We start from the raw sequence: 22,658 nt of genomic DNA, 5'->3' as shown, positions 1-22,658 counted from the left end.
GAAACAAAACTTGTTAAAAAGGAACGTTTAGAAGATAAATATTTATAGATTTAACAAAAATCACTAAGTTGTGTTAATTGGGAAGTTTTTGTTTTTTCTCGAAGTATACCAGATGATTTTAATTTGTAAAATGGCTACATTTGTGGCTTATTAATTTTTTTAATAAATGATTTTAAAAGGTCTTAAAAGAAATGCAATAAAGAAAAGTGCTGAAGCATATCTCAAAGAAAGAGAAACCAGATCTCAAAACATTTCTAATTTAAAAACCCTTGCAGTTCTTATTGATGCAACTCAATCGATTAATATCGTTTCATTATTGAAACTTGCTAATGAATTAGGAGTGAAATCTGAAGAACTAAAAGTGATAGGCTATAAAGAAGATCAGAAAGAAATTATAGATGATAAAGATGCGGCTTATTATAATGATAAGAGTTTTGGGGTAAACGGTGCAATAAAAAGTAAGTCTTTACAAGATTTTGTAGATAAAGATTTTGATGTTTTGATCAATTTTTATGAAAAAAATTCTGTAGAGCTAAACTATGTAGCAGCAGCTTCTAAAGCTAAGTTTAAAGTTGGTTTTGCAGAAGTAGATAATCGAATTAACGATTTGATTATTGGATCAACCACAAATGACACCAATCTTTTTATATCAGAGCTTAAGAAATATTTAAAAATTTTACAGATTATATAGTATGAATGATTTTCTAAGAGGAACAGGTATAGCATTAGCTACTCCTTTTAATAAAGATGGATCGATAGATTATGATGGTGTTACATCATTAGTTAATTTTTGTATAGAAGGGAACGTAGAATATTTGGTTGTATTAGGAACTACTGCAGAGTCAGCTACGCTCTCTAAAGAAGAAAAGAAGAATTTAACAGCACATATAGTAGAGGTAAATAATAAAAGACTTCCTTTGGTAATTGGAGTAGGAGGAAATAATACATCGGCAGTTGTTGATGAGATTAAAGAAATCAACTCATCTGATTTTGATGCTATTCTCTCTGTCGTTCCTATGTATAATAGACCTAGTCAAGAAGGCATTTATAGACATTATAAAGCCATAAATGATAGTGCTACTTTACCTGTTATATTGTATAATGTTCCATCTAGAACAGCAACTAATATGACAGCAGAAACAACTTTACGCCTTGCTCAATTAGATAAAATAATCGGAATTAAAGAAGCAGTGGGAGACTTTACTCAGGTTTTACAAATTATCAAAAATAGACCTTCTGATTTCCTTGTGATTTCTGGCGATGATGCATTAGCATTGCCGGCTGTGGTAGCAGGCGGAGACGGAGTGATAAGTGTAGTTGGTCAAGGGTTTCCGGCATCATTTTCAGAAATGATACGATTAGGGTTATCAGGAGAAACAAAAAAAGCATTTGAAAAACTATATACATTATTACCAGCAATAGATTATGCCTTTGAAGAAGGAAATCCTGCCGGAATAAAAAATATCCTGAAAGTAAAAGGGGTGTGCGAAGACAATCTTCGTTTACCACTAATACCCGTTTCAGAAGGTTTAGCAAAAAAAATAGAAGAGTTTGTTGAAGATTAATCATTTTCAAAAATGAAGTGATGGCTAAAAAAATAAAAGATCCTGGTATAGGTAAGTCCTCTAATAAATACGCTAAACGATTTATCAATCCAGATGGCTCTTTTAATATAAAACATATCAATAGACCAAGCTCTTTGTCAGAGAGCTATAACTACCTGATTAGTATTAGTTGGACCAAATTTTTCCTATGGGTCGTATTGGGGTATACTTTGATCAATGCGTTATTTGCTATGATCTATACGTTTTTAGGGATATCAAATATTACAGAATCTACAGGGAGCGTTTTAAAAGATTTTCTTAATGCCTTCTTTTTTTCGGCTCAAACTATTACAACTGTAGGATATGGAGCGATGGCACCAAAAGGGCTTGTTTTTGGTATTATTTCTTCTTTTGAAGCTCTTATAGGGTTGTTAAGTTTTTCATTTATCACAGGGTTGTTATATGGTAGGTTTTCTAGGCCAAGAGCAAATATTAGGTTTAGTAGCAGTATGGTATTTAGAAAACATAATGGAGTAGATTGTATTATGTTTAGGTTAATGAGTAGAAGTGCTAATGTAATGATTCGGCCTAAAATTGAAGCTACACTCTCTTTGTCTCAGGAAAGTAAAGGCAAAAAATACATCAATAATTTTTACAGCCTAAAGCTGGAAAGAAATTCGATTACATACTTGCCTACAACCTGGACTATTGTGCATCCTATTGATGAATTGAGCCCGTTAAAAGAATTTAGTAAAGAGCAGTTGCAAAAATTAAACGGAGAAATTTTAATATTAGCTAGTTATTATGATGAATCTTTTGCGCAGGAAGTTCATCAGGTTCATTCTTATGTATTGAAGAATTTAAAACAAGATCAAAGTTTTATTCCAGCATTTTATTATGATGAAGAAGGCTATACAATTCTGGATCATGATAATCTGGATAAGACCTTACCGCATAGTTCTACTTAATTTTGTAAAACTATTTTATAGTGTTAAATACTATTAATCCTGCAACATACCATTAATTATATAGTTATTGAAATGAGCTAAAATCAATAAAATGATATAGACAGAAATGTTTATTAGCCAATTCTACCAGCTTAATTCTAGAAACAATAGAGAGTAGCAGGTGAATAGATGAATTAAAGTTTTTGTAATACGGCAGAAATATATACTTTTGCCAGATGTTTTTTTAAGATATGAAGAGATTATTGTATTTACTTGTTTGCGTGTTATTTTTAGGATCTTGTAGTGAATACCAAAAGGTAGTAAGAGGCGAAGATTTAGCTGCTAAATATAAAGCTGCAGAAAACTTGTACAAAGAAGGGAAGTACAAAAAGGCCTTAAAGCTTTTTGAACAGATTGTACCTCAATATAGAGGAAAGCCACAAGCAGAAAGAGTAATGTTCTATTACGCAGATACTTATTATCAGTTAGAAGATTATTATCTTGCAGGATACCAATTTGAAAGATTTGCTAAATCTTACCCAAAGAGTCAAAAAAGAGAAGAAGCATTTTATAAAGGAGCTAAAAGCTATTATGATTTGTCTCCAAGATATAGTCTGGATCAGGAAGATACAGATAAAGCACTCGAAAAACTTCAGGCATATATTAATTCATATCCAGAAAGTGAGAATCTAAAAGAAGCAAATAAGTTAGTTGCAGAACTTAGAGAAAAGAAAGAAAGAAAGACTTATGAAGTAGCTAAACAATATCATCATAGAGAGAATTATAAAGTTGCTATTTCCGCTTTTGATAATTTCCTCATAGATCATCCAGGATCTCCTTATAGAGAAAAAGTATTATATTACAAATTAGAATCAGAATATCTTTTAGCAATAGGTAGTTATGAAAGTTTGGTAAGAGAGCGTTTAGAAATTGCCCAAGGGTATTATAATAGTTATAAAAAATATTATAAAACAGAAGGAGAGTATCTAGAAAAAGCAGAAGAATTAGGAGAAGATATAAAGACAAGATTAGAAGAATATAAATAGAAAATAAAGTAGAAGATGGATTTGAAAAAAAGTAATGCGCCGGTAAATACAACTACTATTGATAAAAATCGTATCGATCAGCCAACAGATAATATCTATGAGGCAATTTCGATAATATCAAAAAGAGCAACTCAAATCAATACCGATATCAAGAAAGAGCTTCTTGAAAAATTAGATGAGTTTGCTACTTATAATGATAGTTTAGAAGAGATTTTTGAAAATAAAGAACAAATAGAAGTTTCTAAATTCTATGAAAGATTACCAAAACCACATGCTTTGGCAGTACAAGAATGGTTAGAAGGTAAGATTTATCACAGAAATACAAAAGTAGACTCAGGGTCTCTATAAATTTATGTCTATAATAAGCGGTAAAAAGATTTTAATTGGTGTCACCGCTGGTATTGCTGCTTATAAGACAGCAAGCTTAGTGCGCTTATTTATTAAATCAGGAGCAGAGGTAAAAGTAATAATGACCCCTGCTGCTAAGGATTTTGTAACCCCGCTTACATTGTCTACACTATCAAAAAATCCAGTTCATTTCTCTTTTTTCGATGATGAAGATGAAAATGCAATTTGGAATAATCATGTAGATTTGGGATTATGGGCAGATTTTATGATCATAGCACCAGCTACTGCTAATACATTATCCAAAATGGCAACAGGTAATAGTGATAACTTGCTGTTGGCAACCTATCTATCTGCAAAATGCCCTGTTTATTTTGCTCCAGCGATGGATTTGGATATGTATAATCATCCTTCTACGCATCAAACATTTAAAAAATTACAAGAGTTTGGTAATACCATGATCCCTGCAGAATCAGGAGAATTGGCAAGTGGTTTGATCGGTCAGGGACGTATGGCAGAACCTTCTACTATTATTGAATTTGTAGAAAAAGATATTTTAGATAAACTTCCTTTAAAAGATAAGCAGGTTCTGATCACGGCAGGCCCTACATATGAAGCAATTGATCCGGTAAGATTTATAGGTAATCACTCTAGTGGCAGAATGGGGATTGAACTTGCTAAAACCGCTGCTAATTTAGGAGCACAAGTAACTCTTGTTTTAGGACCTTCTGCTCTTAAAATTAACCATGGTCTTATTCGTGTGATTAATGTAGTTAGTGCCAAAGATATGTATGAAGCTGTAGTTTCTGTGTATAATGATTGTGATATTGCAATTGCATCTGCAGCAGTTGCAGATTATAGACCAAAGGCAATATCAGATCAAAAAATAAAAAAGGCAGATACAGAATTTTCTATTAAATTAGAGCGAACAACCGATATCCTTAAATGGATGGGAGCAGAGAAGAAAAGCCAATTTCTCGTTGGGTTCGCTTTAGAAACAGAAAATGAAGAGGAGAATGCGAAGAATAAATTAAAGAATAAGAACTTAGATTTAATTGTTCTTAACTCTCTTAATGATAAAGGAGCTGGTTTTAAAGGGCAAACGAATAAAGTAACATTGATTAATCATAAATTGGAGATTAAAGCGTTTGACTTAAAGACAAAGTCAGAAGTTGCACAAGATATATTTAATGAAATTAATACATTGAACAATGAATAGGTTGTTACTTGTTATCGTATTTGTAGTTAGCTTAGGGGTTAATGCTCAGGAGTTTAATGCTACTGTGGTTGTTAATGCAGAGCAAACGGGTAATCCTAATTTACAAGTCTTTAAAACCTTAGAGCGTGCATTAACCGAATTTATTAATAATTCGAAGTGGACTTCTATAGATTATCGAACAGAAGAAAGAATCAATTGTAGTTTTTTTATTACTATAAGCAGTTACGATAATGACTTTTTTTCGGCTACTGTACAAGTGCAGGCATCCCGTCCGGTATACGGATCTAGTTATAATACTACAATCTTTAATATAAATGATAAGCAGTTTAATTTTAACTACTTAGAATTTCAACCTTTAAATTATAATCCAAATAGCTTTGAGTCAAATTTAATCTCTGTAGTTGCATTTTATTTGTATACCATTTTAGGTATAGATGCAGATACTTTTGAGCTAAATAGTGGAACCAGCTATTATCAGGAAGCTAAAAATATTGTTAGTAATGCTCAAGGGAGTAATACACTTGGTTGGGCCAGAGAACAAAACCCTAATAGATTTAGACTTAATGATGATCTTCTTTCGGGAACATATGAAGGGTATAGAAAAACGATGTATGCCTATCATAGAGAGGGGTTAGATGTTATGTATAATAATGTGAAACAAGGGAAAGAAACAATTACTGAATCTATGAAGTCGCTTGAGGAAATGCATAATACCAGACCTAATTCTTATATAATGAGAGTGTTTTTTGATGCCAAAGCAGATGAGATTTCAAGTGTTCTTTCTGGAGGACCTTCAGTTAATATTGCAGAAACCGTTGAAATACTTAATAAAGTAGGACCTACATATTCAGAAAACTGGAAAACTATAAAGTTTTAAAAAATGCTTTATTTTTAATTATTGTAAATGGTATCTTTACTTTTTTAAAAACAACAAAAATTTTTCTATCCTTTGCTAAGAGGTCTTTCTATAAAAAACTTCGCCTTAATAGAAGAGCTACAAGTAGCTTTTGATTCTGGTTTAATAACGATTACAGGAGAAACTGGAGCGGGTAAATCTTTATTGCTTGGTGCTTTGGGATTGTTATTAGGAAAAAGAGCAGATCTAAGTAGTGTTAAAGATAATACTCAAAAATGTGTAATAGAGGGAGTTTTTGATGTGAAAAAATATGGGCTTACTTCTTTTTTTGAAGAAGAAGCGCTTGATTATGAAGATCAAACTATAATTAGACGAGAGATTTTGCCATCGGGAAAATCCAGAGCTTTTATAAATGATACGCCTGTCACTTTACAATCATTGGTGTCTCTAGGAAGTAGATTAATAGATATCCATAGTCAACATCAAACATTAGAGGTAACTACAAATGATTTTCAGTTTGAGGTATTAGATGCATTGGCTGATGCAGATCGTGAAATAAAATCTTACAAAAGAGGTTTAGAGCTTTTAAAACAAAAAGAAAAAGAAGTAGGTGCTCTTATAGCTGATCAAGAAAATTTTACAAAAGAATATGATTACAATGCTTTTCTTTTAAATGAATTAGAAGAAGCAAAGCTTAAGCCAGGTGAACTACAAGAATTAGAAGAACAATACGATCAACTTAATAATATAGAAGAAATTCAGGAACGATTATCAGGATCTGTTGCTGTAATGTCTTCAGAAGAAGTTGGGGTATCTGATCAATTAAATACAATCAAAAATAATATCTCTAAAATAGAATCGTATTCTGGACCTTTGCAAGAACTTTCTCAAAGAATTCAGAGTGTATATATAGAGTTAGATGATATAAGTAGCTCTTTACTTGATGAATTAGAAAAACTGGAAGCAGACCCTGAGCGATTAGAGCAAGTTAGCCAGCGTTTGCAATTATTACACAATCTACAAGTAAAACATGCGGTATCAGATATAAAAGAATTGATCGTAATAACGGATACATTACGAGAAAAAGTTTCTAAAACAGAATCGCTGTCAGAAGATATAGAGAGACTTAAAAAAGAAATAGTTACTATTCAGTCTCAATTAGATAAAGTTGCAGAAAAGATTCATAAGAAACGAAATAAGGCACTTCCTTTACTTATAAAGGAGTTAGAAGATATTCTTAAAGCACTGGGAATGCCAAATGCAGCATTTCAAGCCTCTTTAGAACTACAGGAAAAGTATTTGTCTAACGGAAAAGAAGTGCTAACATTTCTGTTCTCTGCCAATAAAGGAGGAGCTTTTGGGCAACTTAAAAAAGTGGCTTCAGGAGGAGAGTTATCAAGAATTATGATTGCGATTAAATCTATTTTGTCTAGATACACACAGCTACCTACAATTATTTTTGATGAAATAGATACAGGTGTATCGGGTGAAGTTGCTCATAAAATGGCAGATTTAATGATGAATATGAGTAAGAACCTACAAGTTTTTAGTATTACACACTTGCCACAGATCGCTGCTAATGGTCAAAACCATTATAAAGTATATAAAGAAGATATACAAAATACTACTATTACTCAGCTTAAATTGCTAAGCGAGGAAGAACGAATTAAAGAAATTGCCGAAATGATTGGTGGCAAAAACATTTCTGATTCGGCATTAACCCATGCAAAATCATTATTAAATTCAGCCTCAAATTAAGTAGAGCAAAGTTGTAAGTCTATCATAAATAAGTAGATTTTTGCTTTCTTTGATTTAATGATTGAAAACAAGTGTTAAAGTACTAAAAATGTGTATTTTATCGATTATTTGCAATATAACTCGTTTAAAGGGTGTTTTTCGTCGATTTTAACATTTTTGACCTAGTTTGTTTTCTTTTATTTTGTAGTTTGTGCAAGTAGCCCCAAACCTACGCCCCCAAATTATGAAATCACCTATTAAAGTAATCTATATTGCTTGTATGGCAATGTTGTTATATTCCTGTTCTGCAGAAAATGTTGAAGATAATTTAGACTCTTCTAACAAGGAATTTACTGTTCCTGAAGTAAAATCAATAGAAATTGAAATTTTAGATCTTATAAATAGCTATAGGGTTTCTAAGAATTTAAATACTCTTAAATCTCTAGATATTATAAAATCACAAGCCTATAGTCATACCGATTACATGATTAAGCAAAATAATATATCTCACGATTATTTTTATGAGCGTAAATCATATCTTGTTGCGAATGCAGGAGCAAGTAAAGTAGCCGAAAACGTTGGATACGGCTATTCTTCGGCAGAATCTATTGTTAATGCATGGATAAAAAGTGATAGTCATAGAACTACTATAGAAGGTGATTTTACGGATTTTGATATTTCTATAGAACAAAATGAAGATGGTGTGATGTACTGTACTAATATTTTTATTAAAAGATAACCTTCTTAATGACTTCAATTATTCATAGTCATTGAGTATCAAAAAAGCAGAACGTCTGTTTTCATCATGATCTTTTTCTGTACAAGGAGGTTTGTTATCTATACCACACTTGTTTAATAATTGTGATTCACCATAGCCTATAGCACTTAGGATTCTATCTTCGGCAATCCCTCTTGATAAAATATAATCTCTAGTAGCATTAGCTCGTTTGTGAGAAAGTTTCATATTATACTTGGCACTACCACGGTTATCTGTATGAGATTCAATTTTTATAATCATTTTTGGGTTTTCTCGCATCACATTAACAATATTTTCTAATTCATATGCTGCGTCTGCACGAATATCATATTTGTCAAAATCAAAGAAAATAGGATTTACTACAATTTCTTTTTTTATGATTAGGGGAGTTAGGTATAGATCTAATTTGATCTTACTTCTATTAGTTGTAGTTGTAGAAAATTGTTTAGAATCTGGTCTGTAATTTGCTTTGGTAGCAAGAATAGAATATGTTTTTCCGCATGATATCTCTTCAAAAATGTAGTTGCCGTTATTATCAGATAGGGTAGTGTTAATAATTTTACCTGTTTCATCAATGATTTTAACGGTAACTTCTGCAAGTGGTTTTAAGGTGAGTTTGTCGTATGTTACCCCGGTTAAAACTTGCTTACATTCATATTTGTCAAATATATAGATGTCATCGCTACCCTTACCTCCAATTCTGTTAGAAGAAAAATACCCAGAATCACTATCTGTATTTAAAAAGAAAGCAAAATCATCATAACCACTATTGTATGGGGCTCCCAGGTTTTTAATTTCGACCTCTTCATCGGCTCTTTTTTTAAGTATATTAGATTTGTAAATGTCTAAAAAACCAAGATTTATATGGCTGTCTGATGAAAAATATAATGTAGAGTCTTTTGCTACAAAAGGAAAAACTTCCCGGCCTTCGGTATTGATTTTATCTCCTAAATTTTTTACAGCTCCAAAAGAACCATCATCGTTTATAGCTACTTTGTATATATCTGATTGTCCATATCCTCCTTCTCTGTCTGACACAAAATACAAGGTCTTTTCATCAGGACTTAACGCTGGATGTCCTGTAGAAAAAGTTTTGTCATTAAATGGTAATTCTTCAATAGCTGTCCATTGATTGCCTTTAAGCTTGGCTCTATATAATTTTAGATTAGAATTACCTTCTTTATCATAAGATGTTCTTTTTCTTTTATTAATGTTGTTTCTGGTAAAAAAGAGTGTTTTACCATCATTAGTGATTGTTAATGTGCCTTCGTGTTCATTCTTTAAATTTACTGCGTCTGAAGAAATAGGAGCAATGTTGTTTACTACAATGGTTGAATCAATTCGATCAATTGTAGATTGATAAATGTTTAAATAAGGTTCTCCATTCCATTTATAAATTTTCTTTTTGCCTTTGGCATTATTATCTGCTCTAGAGGATGAAAAATATAAATTTCCATTTTGTTCAAACCCACCAAAATCAGAGTATTTGCTATTAGAGTTTAGGTTTATTACGCGAACATGAATATCTTTTGGAGTAGATAATTCTTGAAATTTTTCAAGACTTATGCTTTCAAAATCTTTGGTGTGTTTGCCATTTTGTTGAAGTGCTTTAAATTTTTTAAGCCATTTATTAGCTTCATCATATTTGCCTAAACTTCGTAAGGTCTGTATGTATTTATAGATGTATTGAGGATGTATTTTTTTGTATTTGTTAACTGCTTTGTTATACCAAAAATAAGCTTGTTCTGAGTTAGAATTGTTATAATAGCAATCTCCTATTCTAGATAGAACATGTTCGCTGCTATCTTCTCTTTTTAATGCTTCTTTGTATAATTCAATAGCTTTTAAGTATGCGAAATCTCTAAAATATTTATCTGCTACCTTTATTTTTTGCGCATGAATAAAGGTGCTAAACAGGAGTGCTAAAATTAGAAATATTCTATTTTTCATACGTATGCTATTAAAAGTACCTGGGAGACCTGACACGCTTTTCATTAAATAATTCGTACATCAGTAAAATTTCATGAGTGCCACCAATATAAGGGCGTATGTCTGAAATAAAATGTTCATAGGCATAGCCAACTCTAATTTGTTTTGTTACTTGAAAATCTGCTAAGGCTCCTATTGAAGCAGTATGCTCATTATACCTATACGAGCCTCCGAGCCAAAATTTTTCATAGAATAGAAAATTGGCATTTAGATCAACAGAAATTGGCGCGCCATTAGTTGCTTTAAGAAGAGCTGATGGTTTTAATTTTGTGTTTGTACCTATGTCAAACACATATCCTCCTGTAAGATAATAACTAACGCGTTCTAGGGCTACATATTCTACCGTGGATGTTTCAGCGGTACTATTATTATCGGTATTTAATATTCTTGGTGATGATAACCCAAGATACCATCTGTCCGAGTGCAGATATAGCCCGGCACCAATATTGGGATTCCAACGGTTAGCGTAATTTCCAAAGAAAGGATCTTGCGATACTTCGGGATCATTTAAAAAATCCCGATCTAGATTGTAATTACTAACTCCGGCTTTAAACCCAAAAGCTAATTTCGAATTATCTGTAATATTAATAGAATACGAGAAATCACCATAAATATATAAGTAGTTTTCAAAACCAGGGGTATCTCGTATTACAGATAATCCAACTCCTACTTTTTCGTTTCGTAATGGAGAATGAGCAGATAATGTCTGAGTTTGAGGACCGCCTTGTATTCCTGTCCATTGACTTCTGTGTAAGCCTACAATACTTAATGCTTCTCTGCTACCTGCATAGGCTGGGTTTATAGATATGGTATTAAACATATATTGCGTGAACTGCGGCAATTGTTGCGCATATCCAATAATGTTAATGTAAAGTATTAGTAGTACTGTTATTTTGTTTTTTGTAATGCCCATTAGTTGTTTTTTTATTTTGTTCCAATATATAATGGGGTACTAATGGGTTTTAAACCACTGTTGTTGATCGTTACGATACAATAATATGTGCCACTAGGTACTTGGTTTGCTGACCCTAAAGATGATTGATGTGCTGTGCCATTCCAATCATTTTGATAATCACTTGATTTGTATATAATCGCCCCCCAACGATTAATGATTTTAACATCTACAACGTAACCGCAATTTTCTACACCATTCACTGCAAAATATTCATTGTATGGATCTCCATTTGGTGTAATTACCTTTGAAATTTTGATAGTATCTTCTCCACAAGAGAATACTGCACATCTATTATGTACTTCTATTGTTGTTTCGAGATATATTGGGCAAGCCAGGTTGTTTTCTGTGTAACTAAATGCTATCTCCTCAGAGGCATCTTCGCCAAATAATTCTATGCTTAGAGGATCAAAAAAATGATCATCAACTATAGATGTATTCCCTGATATAACTTCCCAGGTTCCACCAGTACTGTACTCTCCTTCTAATAGATCAAACAAATCAAAAATTTGCGATTCTGTTTCATCCAGAGCACATAATGTCGTATCATTTGCGATTACTGAATTGTTTTCGAATGTTATTTTAGCTTGTGCTGTAGTTGCATTATTACAATCATCTGTGATAGTGTATTCTACTACCAGGATACCATCTGTACTATTGTTAAAGTCATAATCCGAAGTTACTAATACAGTTGCACTCGCATTACAATTATCAGCAGCACAAGTTTCCAGTAGTGCAATATTATCACTATTCCATTGGTTAGCAATTTCTTCAATATTAGTTGTAGAGCACTCTAAGGTTAAATCAGGAATTGTACAGCTTGTTAGGTCTGGAGGTGTAGAATCATGCAGGGTAAGAGTTGCAGTAAGAGTTGTTGTATCTCCATTATCACCTGTAATAGTGTATGTAACTTCTATAGTACCGCCTAGTCCGCAAGAACTTACTAAATTATTAAAATCATAATTTGAAGTTATTTGACCAGTAAAATCTGTATTACAAGTGTCAGAAGCGCAGGATTCTAACTCTTCAATATTACTAGCGTTCCAGGTGTTGGCTATAGTTTCATTATCTGTTCCATTGCATTCGATGGTTTCATCGGTTACATTACAATTAGTGATGTTAGGAGGTGTGATGGGCGAGATGGTAATGTACACAGTGGCTTGGTCACAAGCAGCGACTGGAGAGCCATTATCACATACTGTGTAAATAAAACTATCTGTGCCTGTATATCCAGAATTAGGGATGTAGGTAAAAGAGCCATTAGTGTTAAGAGTAAGGGTTCCATTATCTACATCATCTACAGGGACTATATTTATGGTTTGTGTATCTCCTTCTGGATCAAAGTCATTATCCAGTACATTTCCTTGAATATTTTTACATGCAGCAAAATATGCATCATCATTAGCAAAAGTGCTGTTATTCTGGTTTTTTATAACAGTAATTATTACAATAGTGGTATCGCATAGAGCAGGATTACCATTATCACATATCGTATACTCAAAAGTATCATCACCAGTAAAATCAAGAGGAGGTGTATAGCTATATGTGCCCGTATTGGGATCTATAGCTACGGTAACTCCTTCTGTAGTAGTTACTGTAGGTGTTGTCACTGTAATAGGGTCTCCATCGGGATCAAAATCATTAACTAATACATTACCGTTTACAGGAGTATTTATTTCGGTAATTGCAGTATCTGGATTTGCAATGGGAGCTTCGTTTTTGGGATCATTAATAGGGAGTACTTCGATGTATACAGTAGCCGTGTCACAAGCAATTGGGTTACCATCATCACAGATAGTGTATTCGAAAGAATCTTCTCCTGTAAACCCAGAAGGAGGGGTGTATGTATAAACTCCCGTATTAGGCTCTATATTAACAATAACCCTTTCTGTAGTAGTTACAGTAGTAGTGGTCACTGTTTGTGTATCTCCTTCGAGATCTTCATCGTTGGTTAATACATTGCCAGAAACGGGTGTATTAATAAAAGTGTTGTTAATGTCTGTCACAGCATCTGTGCAATTAAATAAAATTGTTGTGCAAACTATAGAGGTACAACAATTAGCATCACGTATCTTTATAGTATAACTTCCTGGTGCGAGATCTAGAAATGTTTCGCTGGTTTGATAATTGGCTCCATTATCGATAGAATATGTATAAGGCGGTACTCCACCGGTTCCTTCTACAGTAATTTGGCCCGAACCGTTACAACTAATATGAGTTAGTTCCTTTGCCGAAGCAGATATTGCTTTACTGGGTTCGGTTATGGTGGCTGAGCTTGTAGTAGTGCAATTTGAAGCATCGGTGATCGTTACCGAATATGTTCCGGCAATTACATTAGTTAAATCTTCATTAGAAGAACCATTACTCCATGCAAAAGTAAATGGAGGAGTGCCGTTTTCTACTGTTAGATCAACAGATCCTGTAGCATCGCCATTACAAGATACATGAGTTATAGTATTTGTAGCTTTAATATCACAAGTATTTAAGCATTGAATAACAATGCTTTTTGTTACTTGAGTTCCATCGGTATCGGTTACTGTAACACTGTGGGTGCGATTGGTAAGAAGGCTTGCCGTTGCTGTAGTTTGATTGTTAGCAGAAGCACTCCATTGATATGTGTAGCCAGGTTTTCCGCCAGAAGCGATAGCTTTGGCTTTACCATCACAACATATTCCTGTAGTTGTAGCATCCTGTATTTTTAGTATAGTAAGACTTAATGGATTGGTATATTTGGTATTAATTGTAGTAGTATCCTTTGAGATCAAAGAAGTGTACTTGTATTCATGAGGATAATGTGCGTAAACACAAACCGAAGAGAATAGTAGTGCAAAAAGACAAATAAGAGTGGTGATTCTCTTATGTAAGAGAGTTAACGTAATAATTTTCATATGCCCCGTTTTATTAATTTGTTCTAAGAAAAAAGCCCCTGTTTTTTTAGTGGTTTAAAAATCAAAAAATGAAAACATCTGACAATGATAATAAGTAGCTTGGTAATTTTTTTCCATAACGTATATTCTTAATAATGGTTAATTTTTTTTTATAAAGAATTATTTCAACACATAAATCGACTGTATTTTATATTACTAAAAGTTAGTTACCTACTTGTATTAATGAAAACAAATTTTTTCAGAAATAGGTACATCATCTTTGTGTAACTAAAAATTCTGTTATAGAAATAACTCTATAATTATTTCAATACTAAGGGGGGGATGAAATAGTATATTTTTTCTAAGGGGAGAAATAATATACACTATGGGGGGTGTTTCATATCATAATCTTACATATCAAATTAATGATATTTTGAAAACAATACTCAATCAAAATTATATGTCAAATATAAGGTATATGTTGATAAAAATCAACTGATAATAAATTAATTTTTTTTAGATTTTAAAAGTCAGGTTTTTTTAAAACTCCCAACGTTATTTATAAGTTATCGCAATCATAGGTTTGTATTTCTTATAGAGATAGAAATATTATTAGTTTATCATGTAGAGGTTTGATTAATATTTTATTGCCATGCACTGTTAATTATTTTTTTTACATACTTAACTAAATTCTATTTCGATTGGTTGTGGTTTGGGTCGTTTTATTATCTTTACCACTCGTATAACCATACTTTAATTTATAATTAAATGTCATACAATTTATTAAAAGGTAAAAGAGGAATTATTTTTGGGGCACTTGACGAAAATTCAATCGCTTGGAAAACCGCAGAACGTGTTTATGAAGAGGGAGGAAGTTTTGTTCTTACTAATGCTCCTGTCGCAATGCGAATGGGGGCTATAAATACTCTTGCAGAAAAAACCAATACTCAAGTTATACCTGCAGACGCTACTTCGTTAGAAGATTTAGAAAATCTTGTAGATAAAGCAATAGAAATTTTGGGCGGTAAACTTGATTTTGTTTTACATTCTATAGGGATGTCAATAAATGTGCGTAAAGGACGTCATTATACAGATCAGAACTATGACTGGACACAAAAAGGATTAGATGTATCTGCACTTTCTTTTCATAAAACAATGCAAACCCTATATAAGAAAAAGGCAATGAATGACTGGGGAAGTATAGTTGGATTGACATATATGGCAGCACAGCGCGTGTTTCCTGATTATAATGATATGGCAGATAATAAAGCATATCTAGAATCTATTGCTCGTAGTTTTGGATATTTCTTTGGTAGAGATAGTAATGTACGAGTGAATACAATTTCTCAGTCCCCAACCCCAACAACCGCAGGAAAAGGAGTGAAAGGGTTTGATGGATTTATAGAATACGCAAATAAAATGTCTCCTTTAGGTAATGCCACGGCAGCAGAATGTGCCGATTATACCATTACACTATTCTCTGACTTAACCAAAAAAGTAACCCTTCAGAATTTATACCATGATGGAGGTTTTTCTAATATGGGAGTAAGCCAGTTAGTGATGGATAAATTTGTAGGAGAATAATAAAGGTTTTCTAAAAAAGAACTACTATAAAATTAGTGAAAAATCCCATTCTTAATTGGTAATGGGATTTTTTATTTAGACCACTTACCTTTGCAATATGGAAATATATTTCTCCTTTATTGTGCCAGTATATAACAGGCCAAATGAGATTAAAGAGCTGCTGGATAGCATGGTGGATATGGATTATACCAAACCATATGAGATTGTAATTGTCGAAGATGGATCGTCTGATACATCAAAGGAGGTTATAGCTACTTTTGCAGATAGGTTATCTATAAGCTATTACCAAAAGCCAAATACTGGCCCGGGAGATTCTCGTAACTATGGTATGCGTAAGGCAAAAGGTAACTATTTTGTTATTCTCGATAGTGATGTGCTATTACCAAAAGAGTATTTGTCTAAGGCAGAACGTTTTTTATCCAATACTTTTGTACATTGTTACGGAGGCCCCGATGACGCCCATCAAAGCTTTTCTAACCTTCAGAAAGCAATAAGTTATAGTATGACTTCGTATTTAACAACTGGCGGAATTAGAGGGCGTAAAAATACATTGGGAAAATTTCAGCCCCGTAGTTTTAATATGGGATTGTCAAAAGAAGCTTTTGAAGCTTCGAGTGGTTTCGGAAACATACACCCAGGAGAAGACCCGGATCTTACCATAAGATTATGGAAATTAGGATATGACACTACATTAATTCCTGATGCCAAAGTGTTTCATAAAAGAAGAATTTCCTGGAAAAAATTCTATATCCAGGTGAATAAATTTGGATTGGTACGACCTATTTTAAATCAATGGCATCCAGATACAGCAAAAATTACATATTGGTTCCCTACCTTATTTTTGCTATACATCGTATTTTCTTTAGTGACTGCACTTTTGGGATGGTGGTACTTTGTTGCTATTTTGGGCATGTATTTAGGGATTATTTTTCTAGGCGCTACGCTAGAATATAAGAATCTGTCTATAGGCGTGCAATCTATTTTGGCAGTTTTGATACAATTTTATGGATACGGAAAAGGATTCCTGAAATCTTATTATTATATTCATCTATTGAAAAAAGTACCCGAAAAGAAATTTAAGAAATTGTTTTTTTCAAAGTAATTTGTATGTCAGCTAGAAAAAAGAATAGATTTTCCTTAAAAAGGAATAATGTAAAAACCTTTTTGTTTTTTCTAATATTTACTTCAATCTTGTGGTTATTTATACAATTCTCTAAAAATTATACCCAAGAAGTAGAAGTAGCTATACGATATACTAATATACCACAAGACAAAATTTTTAATGAGCAGAGTGACCAAACATTAAGAATGGTCCTTAATGGAAATGGTTTTAGACTGATGAATCATAATTGGAGCAGACCAACATTACAATTTAATGTAGAGGATGCAGTTATTAATAGCGGAGATCAATATTATTTTCGTGTTGATAAAGAGTCTTCGGTGTTAAAAAATAAATTAGACTTTAAAGGAAGGGTTTTATCTGTGCAAAAAGATACCATACGATTAAAACTAGATCGTAATCTGGAAAAAAAGATCCAGGTTAAAATCGCCGAGAAAATTCAGTATGCTATTGGATATGGTAGTGATAAGGGGTTAGTAGTTTCTCCTGATTCTGTAACAATTAGTGGTCCTTCACAAATTATAGATACTATACAATATATAACAACAGAAAATTTAAATCTAGAAGGGCTAAACGTTAATTATACTTCAAAATTAGATATAGATATTGAAGAATTACCAGCCACCATTACTGTTACTCCTGCACAAGTAGAGGCTAACGTTTTGGTGAGTAAATTTACAGAGGGAGATCAAAAAATTCCTATCACATTAAATAATATACCAGAAGGTACAGAAATTAAGATTTTTCCTAAAGAAATTTCTGTAGTATACAGGGTAGGATTAGATAAATATAATGAAATAAGTCCCAGAGATTTTATGGTAGTAGCTGATTATGCTAAAGCATCTGAAGAAAGTTTGTTTTTAACTTTAGAGTTGGTAAATAAACCAGATTACATTCATGATGTACGGTTACAGGTAAAACAAGTTCAATTTGTAGTTTTGAAATAAGTTAGGATATGAAAGTAGTAGGCTTAACAGGTGGGATAGGTAGCGGAAAATCTACAGTGGCCAAAATGTTTGAACAACTAGGGGTTGCAGTTTATATAGCCGATATTGAAGCTAAAAGACTTATGAATGAGGATGCATTAGTTAAAAAGCAAATTGTCGACTTATTAGGAAGTAATTCTTATATAAACGAAGAATTAAACAGACCATATATAGCAAATGTAGTGTTTAACGATTCTTCAAAACTACTCCAGTTAAATGCAATTGTTCACCCTGCTGTGGCAAACCATTTTGATTGCTGGAAAAGTAAACAAAAAGGGAATTATGTCGTAAAAGAAGCGGCTATACTTTTTGAAAATGAAGGTCATAAACAATGTGATTATACTATTCTTGTATCGGCACCAATAGAAACCAGAATTGAACGAGTCCTAAAAAGAGACGAAACTACGAGAGAAGATGTCCTTTCTAGGATGAATAATCAGTGGGAAGATGCTCGAAAAATCCCATTAGCCGATTTTGTAATATATAATGAAAATATGAAAGATACTGAAAATCAAGTGCGTAGGGTTCATGAGGAAATATCTTTATAAAATGTTTGTAATCCGAATCTTTCATTTTGTTAACATTTGGTTAAACCCTAAAGTAGCTAAATGTTAAAGTCTTACTTTTGAGTTATGAATAAAAGGTTATTCGTGTTGCTGATAATCCTGATGAGTTTATCGTTAATTGGGATTATTTTTGTTCAGGGATATTGGATTAACAACACTGTAGAGAATAATGAAGAACAGTTTTCTTTTAATGCGAAACAAATATTGATATCTGTATCTCATAGAATTCAATACAGAGAGTTTGAAGAGATGTTTTTTCCATTACAAGAGATTCTGGATAGCATAGAAGAGCCTGATAACAAAACTATACGTCAGCTTCTAAATATTAGTATTGATAATACGACAAAGTCGTTTACGCATACAGATGGTATTTTAGAAGAAGACCATAAGTTGTTTTCGTCTTTTATAAATTTAAATATTGATACGGTTCGGTTAAAAAATATTTTAAATCGTAATACTGATGCTGTTACACAAAATGATAAAAGTGATTTTGTAAGGCAAAATTCTAAATCCAAACTAGAGAGAATACGTGGGTTAACAGATCTCCAGAGAATGGATTATGAAATAGTAATAAGCGAAATTGCCAGTTTTATACCAATACATAGAAGAGTTCAAAAAAGAGAAATAGATTATCTATTAAGGAAAGAACTGGAAGAGAGAGATATAAAAGTAGACTTTGAATATGCTATATATAGTAATGCTTTAGCAACCAAAGTACGTTCTGATGATTTTAGTTTGGATTATCCAACAACATATGCAATACCACTTTTTGTAAATGATGAAGGTGTAAGTGAGTATCAGTTATATGTTAACTTTACTGGAAAAAAACAATATGTACTTTCTTCTATCAAGGGAATGGCCATATTATCTATAATATTTACGTTAATTATTGTAGTTGCATATTCCAGTGCTTTATCACAATTGATGCAGCAACGGCAGATATCACAAATTAAAACAGATTTTATTAATAATATGACGCATGAGCTTAAGACTCCCATTGCTACTATTAATTTGGCATTAGATTCTATAAAGAATCCTAAAATAGGAGGGGATCCAGAGAAAGTGCAGCGTTATATGAGTATGATACGTGAAGAGAATAAAAGAATGCATGCCCAGGTAGAAAATGTGTTAAGAATATCTCAGTTAGAGAAAAATGAGCTTAACATTAAAAAAGAAAGACAAGAGTTGCACGATATTATTGAAGATGCAATTACTCATGTGTCTCTACTTGTAGAAAATAGAGAAGGGTATGTGAAAATGCATTTAGGAGCGCTTAAAACAACAGTATTAGCTAATGATAGTCATTTGACTAATGTAGTTGTGAATATTCTGGATAATGCAATAAAATATTCAGAAAATGAGCCTAAAATAGATGTATATACAGAAAATGTAAAAAATAGTATTGTTCTAAAAGTTCGTGATCAAGGAATTGGAATGAGTAAAGTAGCACAGAAAAAGATTTTTGAAAAGTTCTTTAGAGAACATACCGGAGATCTTCATAATGTAAAAGGACACGGATTAGGGCTAACATACGTAAAGAGAATTATAGATGATCATCATGGTCAGATATGGGTGGAGAGTGAAAGGGGAAAAGGCTCCACATTTATAATTAAATTACCGTTAATATCTTAAAATATGGAAACAGAAAACAAAAAGATTTTGCTTGTAGAAGATGATCCAAACTTCGGAACAGTATTAAAGGATTATCTTGTAATGAACGATTATGATGTTGTGCATGCTAAAAATGGTATGGAAGGCTTCGAAAAATTCAAAAAGGATGATTATGATATGTGTATTCTTGATGTCATGATGCCCTATAAAGATGGATTTACATTAGCAAAAGAGATTAGAGAAAAAAATGAAGAAATACCAATCATCTTTTTAACTGCAAAAGCAATGAAAGAAGATGTATTGAAAGGATACAAAGTAGGGGCAGATGATTACCTTAATAAGCCTTTTGATAGCGAAGTGTTGTTAATGAAAATACAAGCTATTATGCAGCGTAAAAGCACAGAATCTGTTGCCGATAGTAAACAGTTTGAGTTTAACGTTGGAGGCTTTCATCTTAATTCGAAACTTCGCTTTTTAACGTTTAAAGAAGAAGATCCAATTAAACTTTCTCCAAAAGAGAATGAATTACTTCGCTTACTAGCGTTACATCTTAATGATTTAATGCCTAGAGAATTAGCATTAACAAAAATATGGAGAGATGATAATTATTTTACCTCTCGTAGTATGGATGTATATATAGCCAAACTTAGAAAATATTTGAAGAAAGACGAAAATGTCGAAATTCTTAATATTCATGGAGAAGGATTTAGACTAGTTGTAAGAAACGAAGAATCGTAGGAATAGTAACGGTAACTAACTTCTAAAAAAGTTCACTATGTGCAATTATCATAGTGAGCTTTTTTTTATATGCATTATAATAGATTTAATATCTTCTTTGTAGTCATACCAACTAATTTCTAAATCTTTTTTAAACCAGGTAAGCTGTCTTTTGGCAAAACGTCTGGTGTTTTTTTTGATTTCAGAAAGAGCAAAATCCAAATCCCATTCTTTATCCAGGTATTTAAATATTTCTTTATATCCAACAGTGTTTAATGCATTTAATGATGTATATGGGTAAAGGCTTTTTACTTCATCTAGTAATCCCCCTTCAACCATTAGCTCTACGCGTTGGTTTATTCTGTCATAAATAGTTTGTCTTTCTGCGGTAATTCCGATTTTAATAGTGTTAAAAGATCGTTTCTTTCGTGGTTTAGTAAGAAACGATGAATAAGGTTCTCCACTACCAATACATACTTCTAGAGCCCTCATAACTCTATGTGTATTGTTTAGGTCTACCTTCTCGTAATACAATGGATCTAAAATTTTTAATTGTTGCTGCAAATTTTCGATTCCTTTGTCGTTATATTCTTTTTGAAGTTCTTGCCTAATCTTTATATCTATTTCAGGAAAACGATCCAACCCTTTGGTTACTGCATCAATATAAAGCCCAGAGCCTCCAACAAGAATAGCGTAGTCATTGTTTTTGAATAATGCATTAAGTTTATCTAAAGCATCTTTTTCAAAATCACCTACACTGTATTCATTCTTAATACTTATGTGTTGAATAAAATGATGTTTAGCCTGTTTTAATTCATCAAGAGAAGGAGCTGCAGTACCAATGCTCATTTCTTTATAAAACTGCCTGCTGTCTGCAGAAACAATTTCACAATTAAAATGTTTTGCAAGTGCAATACTTAAGCTGGTTTTGCCTATAGCAGTTGGGCCAACAACCACAATTAGATTTTTATTCATGGTCATGATGTAAGTCTTCTCCGCATTTATGGCAGAATTTAGCATTATCGCGATGCTCATTCTCACTACAATGACTACAGGATTGAGTATTTAAATGTACTTTACTAGCTTGATGATGCGTGTATTCGGCACTAACAATACCAGTAGGAACAGCAATAATACCGTAACCCATAATCATAATAATAGCTGCAAGAAATTGTCCTAGCGGAGTAACCGGAGCAATATCACCATAACCAACTGTTGTTAGGGTGACAATACACCAATATACGCTTATAGGTATGCTTTTAAAACCACTTTCTTCTCCTTCTATAATATACATTACCGTACCCATAATTATGCATAACACTAATACAGCAAATAGAAATACCAATATTTTGGCTCTACTATCTTTTATAGCTTTGGCTAATCTGTTGGATTCACCAATATACCTCGAGATTTTTAAAATTCTAAAAACCCGAAGTAATCGTAATGCTCTAACAGCCAACAATGCACTGGTGCCTGTGATAAAAAATGATAGGTATAATGGTAAGGTAGATAAAAGATCGATGATCCCATAAAAACTAAAAATATAGGAAGCTGGTTTTTTAATAGAAATAATACGGGCTATATATTCAAAAGTAAAAAATATGGTGATGATCCATTCTGCGTAATATAATAATGTGTAGGTTTCAGCAGATAACCCTTTTACACTTTCGAGCATTACAAAGATGATGCTCAATACTATTAAGATAAGTAGAGTTACATCAAATATTTTTCCTATCGGAGTATCGGCTTCATAAATGATGTCGTGCAATCGGTTTTTCCAGTTCTTATGAGATGAATTATTGTCCAAATTTCTTG

Annotated in this window: 20 protein-coding genes; 15 read left to right on the top strand and 5 right to left on the bottom strand. The window is 32.5% G+C overall.

Translation table 11 applies throughout. The features are described 5' to 3' along the window. The first annotated feature begins 166 nt into the window (after window positions 1–166). From NNH57_RS07810 to NNH57_RS07770, 9 genes are all read left to right on the top strand, one after another. Window positions 167–691, top strand: a complete 525-nt coding sequence (locus tag NNH57_RS07810; protein ID WP_231389225.1) for a DUF6913 domain-containing protein — start codon at window positions 167–169, stop codon at window positions 689–691. Between the two features lies 1 nt (window position 692). Continuing rightward, on the top strand, window positions 693–1,565 hold the full coding sequence (gene dapA, locus NNH57_RS07805) for a 4-hydroxy-tetrahydrodipicolinate synthase (RefSeq protein WP_108809324.1): 873 nt from the start codon (window positions 693–695) through the stop codon (window positions 1,563–1,565). A gap of 20 nt (window positions 1,566–1,585) precedes the next feature. Next, window positions 1,586–2,512 carry an ion channel gene (locus NNH57_RS07800; protein WP_025663992.1) on the top strand — a complete coding sequence of 309 codons (927 nt, stop codon included), beginning with the start codon at window positions 1,586–1,588 and terminating at the stop codon, window positions 2,510–2,512. Window positions 2,513–2,742: 230 nt separating this feature from the next. After that, entirely contained in the window at window positions 2,743–3,537 is a 795-nt protein-coding gene (locus tag NNH57_RS07795) for an outer membrane protein assembly factor BamD (protein ID WP_074409381.1), read from the top strand. A gap of 15 nt (window positions 3,538–3,552) precedes the next feature. Then, window positions 3,553–3,885 (top strand): DNA-directed RNA polymerase subunit omega, encoded by a 333-nt coding sequence (locus tag NNH57_RS07790; RefSeq protein WP_074409380.1) that lies wholly within the window; start codon window positions 3,553–3,555, stop codon window positions 3,883–3,885. A 4-nt stretch (window positions 3,886–3,889) separates the two neighbouring features. After that, complete coding sequence (coaBC, locus tag NNH57_RS07785) at window positions 3,890–5,101, top strand: bifunctional phosphopantothenoylcysteine decarboxylase/phosphopantothenate--cysteine ligase CoaBC (protein WP_074409379.1); 1,212 nt, start codon at window positions 3,890–3,892, stop codon at window positions 5,099–5,101. Continuing rightward, window positions 5,094–5,978 (top strand): type IX secretion system protein PorD, encoded by an 885-nt coding sequence (gene porD, locus NNH57_RS07780; protein ID WP_074409378.1) that lies wholly within the window; start codon window positions 5,094–5,096, stop codon window positions 5,976–5,978. The genes coaBC and porD overlap by 8 nt, the downstream gene beginning before the upstream one ends. A gap of 72 nt (window positions 5,979–6,050) precedes the next feature. Beyond that, window positions 6,051–7,715 (top strand): DNA repair protein RecN, encoded by a 1,665-nt coding sequence (gene recN / locus NNH57_RS07775; protein ID WP_074409377.1) that lies wholly within the window; start codon window positions 6,051–6,053, stop codon window positions 7,713–7,715. Between the two features lie 223 nt (window positions 7,716–7,938). Then, on the top strand, window positions 7,939–8,433 hold the full coding sequence (locus NNH57_RS07770; protein ID WP_074409376.1) for a CAP domain-containing protein: 495 nt from the start codon (window positions 7,939–7,941) through the stop codon (window positions 8,431–8,433). 18 nt (window positions 8,434–8,451) lie between these two features. Here NNH57_RS07770 and NNH57_RS07765 read toward each other — a convergent pair whose 3' ends face one another. The 3 genes from NNH57_RS07765 to NNH57_RS07755 are packed head-to-tail and all read right to left on the bottom strand — an operon-like array spanning window position 8,452 to window position 14,280. Continuing rightward, window positions 8,452–10,401, bottom strand: a complete 1,950-nt coding sequence (locus NNH57_RS07765; RefSeq protein WP_108809325.1) for an OmpA family protein — start codon at window positions 10,399–10,401, stop codon at window positions 8,452–8,454. 10 nt (window positions 10,402–10,411) lie between these two features. Then, on the bottom strand, window positions 10,412–11,353 hold the full coding sequence (locus NNH57_RS07760; protein ID WP_108809326.1) for a PorP/SprF family type IX secretion system membrane protein: 942 nt from the start codon (window positions 11,351–11,353) through the stop codon (window positions 10,412–10,414). Window positions 11,354–11,364: 11 nt separating this feature from the next. Continuing rightward, the gene (locus NNH57_RS07755; RefSeq protein WP_108809327.1) at window positions 11,365–14,280 is read right to left on the bottom strand and encodes an Ig-like domain-containing protein; all 2,916 of its coding nucleotides are present in this window, start codon (window positions 14,278–14,280) and stop codon (window positions 11,365–11,367) included. 747 nt (window positions 14,281–15,027) lie between these two features. Between NNH57_RS07755 and NNH57_RS07750 the strand changes: the two genes are divergently transcribed. From NNH57_RS07750 to NNH57_RS07725, 6 genes are all read left to right on the top strand, one after another. Continuing rightward, window positions 15,028–15,843 carry an enoyl-ACP reductase FabI gene (locus NNH57_RS07750; RefSeq protein ID WP_108809328.1) on the top strand — a complete coding sequence of 272 codons (816 nt, stop codon included), beginning with the start codon at window positions 15,028–15,030 and terminating at the stop codon, window positions 15,841–15,843. Between the two features lie 97 nt (window positions 15,844–15,940). Next, window positions 15,941–16,945, top strand: a complete 1,005-nt coding sequence (locus NNH57_RS07745) for a glycosyltransferase family 2 protein (RefSeq protein WP_108809329.1) — start codon at window positions 15,941–15,943, stop codon at window positions 16,943–16,945. A gap of 5 nt (window positions 16,946–16,950) precedes the next feature. Continuing rightward, complete coding sequence (locus tag NNH57_RS07740; protein ID WP_108809330.1) at window positions 16,951–17,910, top strand: CdaR family protein; 960 nt, start codon at window positions 16,951–16,953, stop codon at window positions 17,908–17,910. A gap of 8 nt (window positions 17,911–17,918) precedes the next feature. Continuing rightward, window positions 17,919–18,497 carry a dephospho-CoA kinase gene (gene coaE, locus NNH57_RS07735; RefSeq protein WP_108809331.1) on the top strand — a complete coding sequence of 193 codons (579 nt, stop codon included), beginning with the start codon at window positions 17,919–17,921 and terminating at the stop codon, window positions 18,495–18,497. An 84-nt stretch (window positions 18,498–18,581) separates the two neighbouring features. Beyond that, on the top strand, window positions 18,582–20,147 hold the full coding sequence (locus tag NNH57_RS07730; RefSeq protein WP_108809332.1) for a sensor histidine kinase: 1,566 nt from the start codon (window positions 18,582–18,584) through the stop codon (window positions 20,145–20,147). Between the two features lie 3 nt (window positions 20,148–20,150). Continuing rightward, window positions 20,151–20,864 (top strand): response regulator transcription factor, encoded by a 714-nt coding sequence (locus NNH57_RS07725; protein ID WP_025664007.1) that lies wholly within the window; start codon window positions 20,151–20,153, stop codon window positions 20,862–20,864. A gap of 48 nt (window positions 20,865–20,912) precedes the next feature. Here NNH57_RS07725 and miaA read toward each other — a convergent pair whose 3' ends face one another. Next, window positions 20,913–21,818 (bottom strand): tRNA (adenosine(37)-N6)-dimethylallyltransferase MiaA, encoded by a 906-nt coding sequence (gene miaA / locus NNH57_RS07720; RefSeq protein WP_108809333.1) that lies wholly within the window; start codon window positions 21,816–21,818, stop codon window positions 20,913–20,915. Further along, the gene (locus NNH57_RS07715; protein WP_074409366.1) at window positions 21,811–22,650 is read right to left on the bottom strand and encodes an ion transporter; all 840 of its coding nucleotides are present in this window, start codon (window positions 22,648–22,650) and stop codon (window positions 21,811–21,813) included. The genes miaA and NNH57_RS07715 overlap by 8 nt, the downstream gene beginning before the upstream one ends. Window positions 22,651–22,658 lie beyond the last annotated feature (8 nt).

The organism is Aquimarina spinulae, from assembly GCF_943373825.1.
GTDB lineage: Bacteria > Bacteroidota > Bacteroidia > Flavobacteriales > Flavobacteriaceae > Aquimarina > Aquimarina spinulae.
The sequence above is the reverse complement of the archived record's forward strand: the minus strand, read 5'-3'. Positions and strand labels throughout refer to the sequence as shown.

What these genes read in the sequence shown, in the direction of transcription:
- porD (WP_074409378.1), top strand. Translation starts at nt 5,094, where the DNA reads ATGAATAGGTTGTTACTTGTTATCGTATTTGTAGTTAGCTTAGGGGTT.
- dapA (WP_108809324.1), top strand. Translation starts at nt 693, where the DNA reads ATGAATGATTTTCTAAGAGGAACAGGTATAGCATTAGCTACTCCTTTT.
- NNH57_RS07745 (WP_108809329.1), top strand. Translation starts at nt 15,941, where the DNA reads ATGGAAATATATTTCTCCTTTATTGTGCCAGTATATAACAGGCCAAAT.
- NNH57_RS07725 (WP_025664007.1), top strand. Translation starts at nt 20,151, where the DNA reads ATGGAAACAGAAAACAAAAAGATTTTGCTTGTAGAAGATGATCCAAAC.
- NNH57_RS07765 (WP_108809325.1), bottom strand. Translation starts at nt 10,401, where the DNA reads ATGAAAAATAGAATATTTCTAATTTTAGCACTCCTGTTTAGCACCTTT.
- NNH57_RS07760 (WP_108809326.1), bottom strand. Translation starts at nt 11,353, where the DNA reads ATGGGCATTACAAAAAACAAAATAACAGTACTACTAATACTTTACATT.
- NNH57_RS07770 (WP_074409376.1), top strand. Translation starts at nt 7,939, where the DNA reads ATGAAATCACCTATTAAAGTAATCTATATTGCTTGTATGGCAATGTTG.
- NNH57_RS07800 (WP_025663992.1), top strand. Translation starts at nt 1,586, where the DNA reads ATGGCTAAAAAAATAAAAGATCCTGGTATAGGTAAGTCCTCTAATAAA.
- NNH57_RS07755 (WP_108809327.1), bottom strand. Translation starts at nt 14,280, where the DNA reads ATGAAAATTATTACGTTAACTCTCTTACATAAGAGAATCACCACTCTT.
- NNH57_RS07730 (WP_108809332.1), top strand. Translation starts at nt 18,582, where the DNA reads ATGAATAAAAGGTTATTCGTGTTGCTGATAATCCTGATGAGTTTATCG.
- NNH57_RS07740 (WP_108809330.1), top strand. Translation starts at nt 16,951, where the DNA reads ATGTCAGCTAGAAAAAAGAATAGATTTTCCTTAAAAAGGAATAATGTA.
- coaBC (WP_074409379.1), top strand. Translation starts at nt 3,890, where the DNA reads ATGTCTATAATAAGCGGTAAAAAGATTTTAATTGGTGTCACCGCTGGT.
- miaA (WP_108809333.1), bottom strand. Translation starts at nt 21,818, where the DNA reads ATGAATAAAAATCTAATTGTGGTTGTTGGCCCAACTGCTATAGGCAAA.
- NNH57_RS07795 (WP_074409381.1), top strand. Translation starts at nt 2,743, where the DNA reads ATGAAGAGATTATTGTATTTACTTGTTTGCGTGTTATTTTTAGGATCT.
- NNH57_RS07790 (WP_074409380.1), top strand. Translation starts at nt 3,553, where the DNA reads ATGGATTTGAAAAAAAGTAATGCGCCGGTAAATACAACTACTATTGAT.
- NNH57_RS07750 (WP_108809328.1), top strand. Translation starts at nt 15,028, where the DNA reads ATGTCATACAATTTATTAAAAGGTAAAAGAGGAATTATTTTTGGGGCA.
- NNH57_RS07810 (WP_231389225.1), top strand. Translation starts at nt 167, where the DNA reads ATGATTTTAAAAGGTCTTAAAAGAAATGCAATAAAGAAAAGTGCTGAA.
- coaE (WP_108809331.1), top strand. Translation starts at nt 17,919, where the DNA reads ATGAAAGTAGTAGGCTTAACAGGTGGGATAGGTAGCGGAAAATCTACA.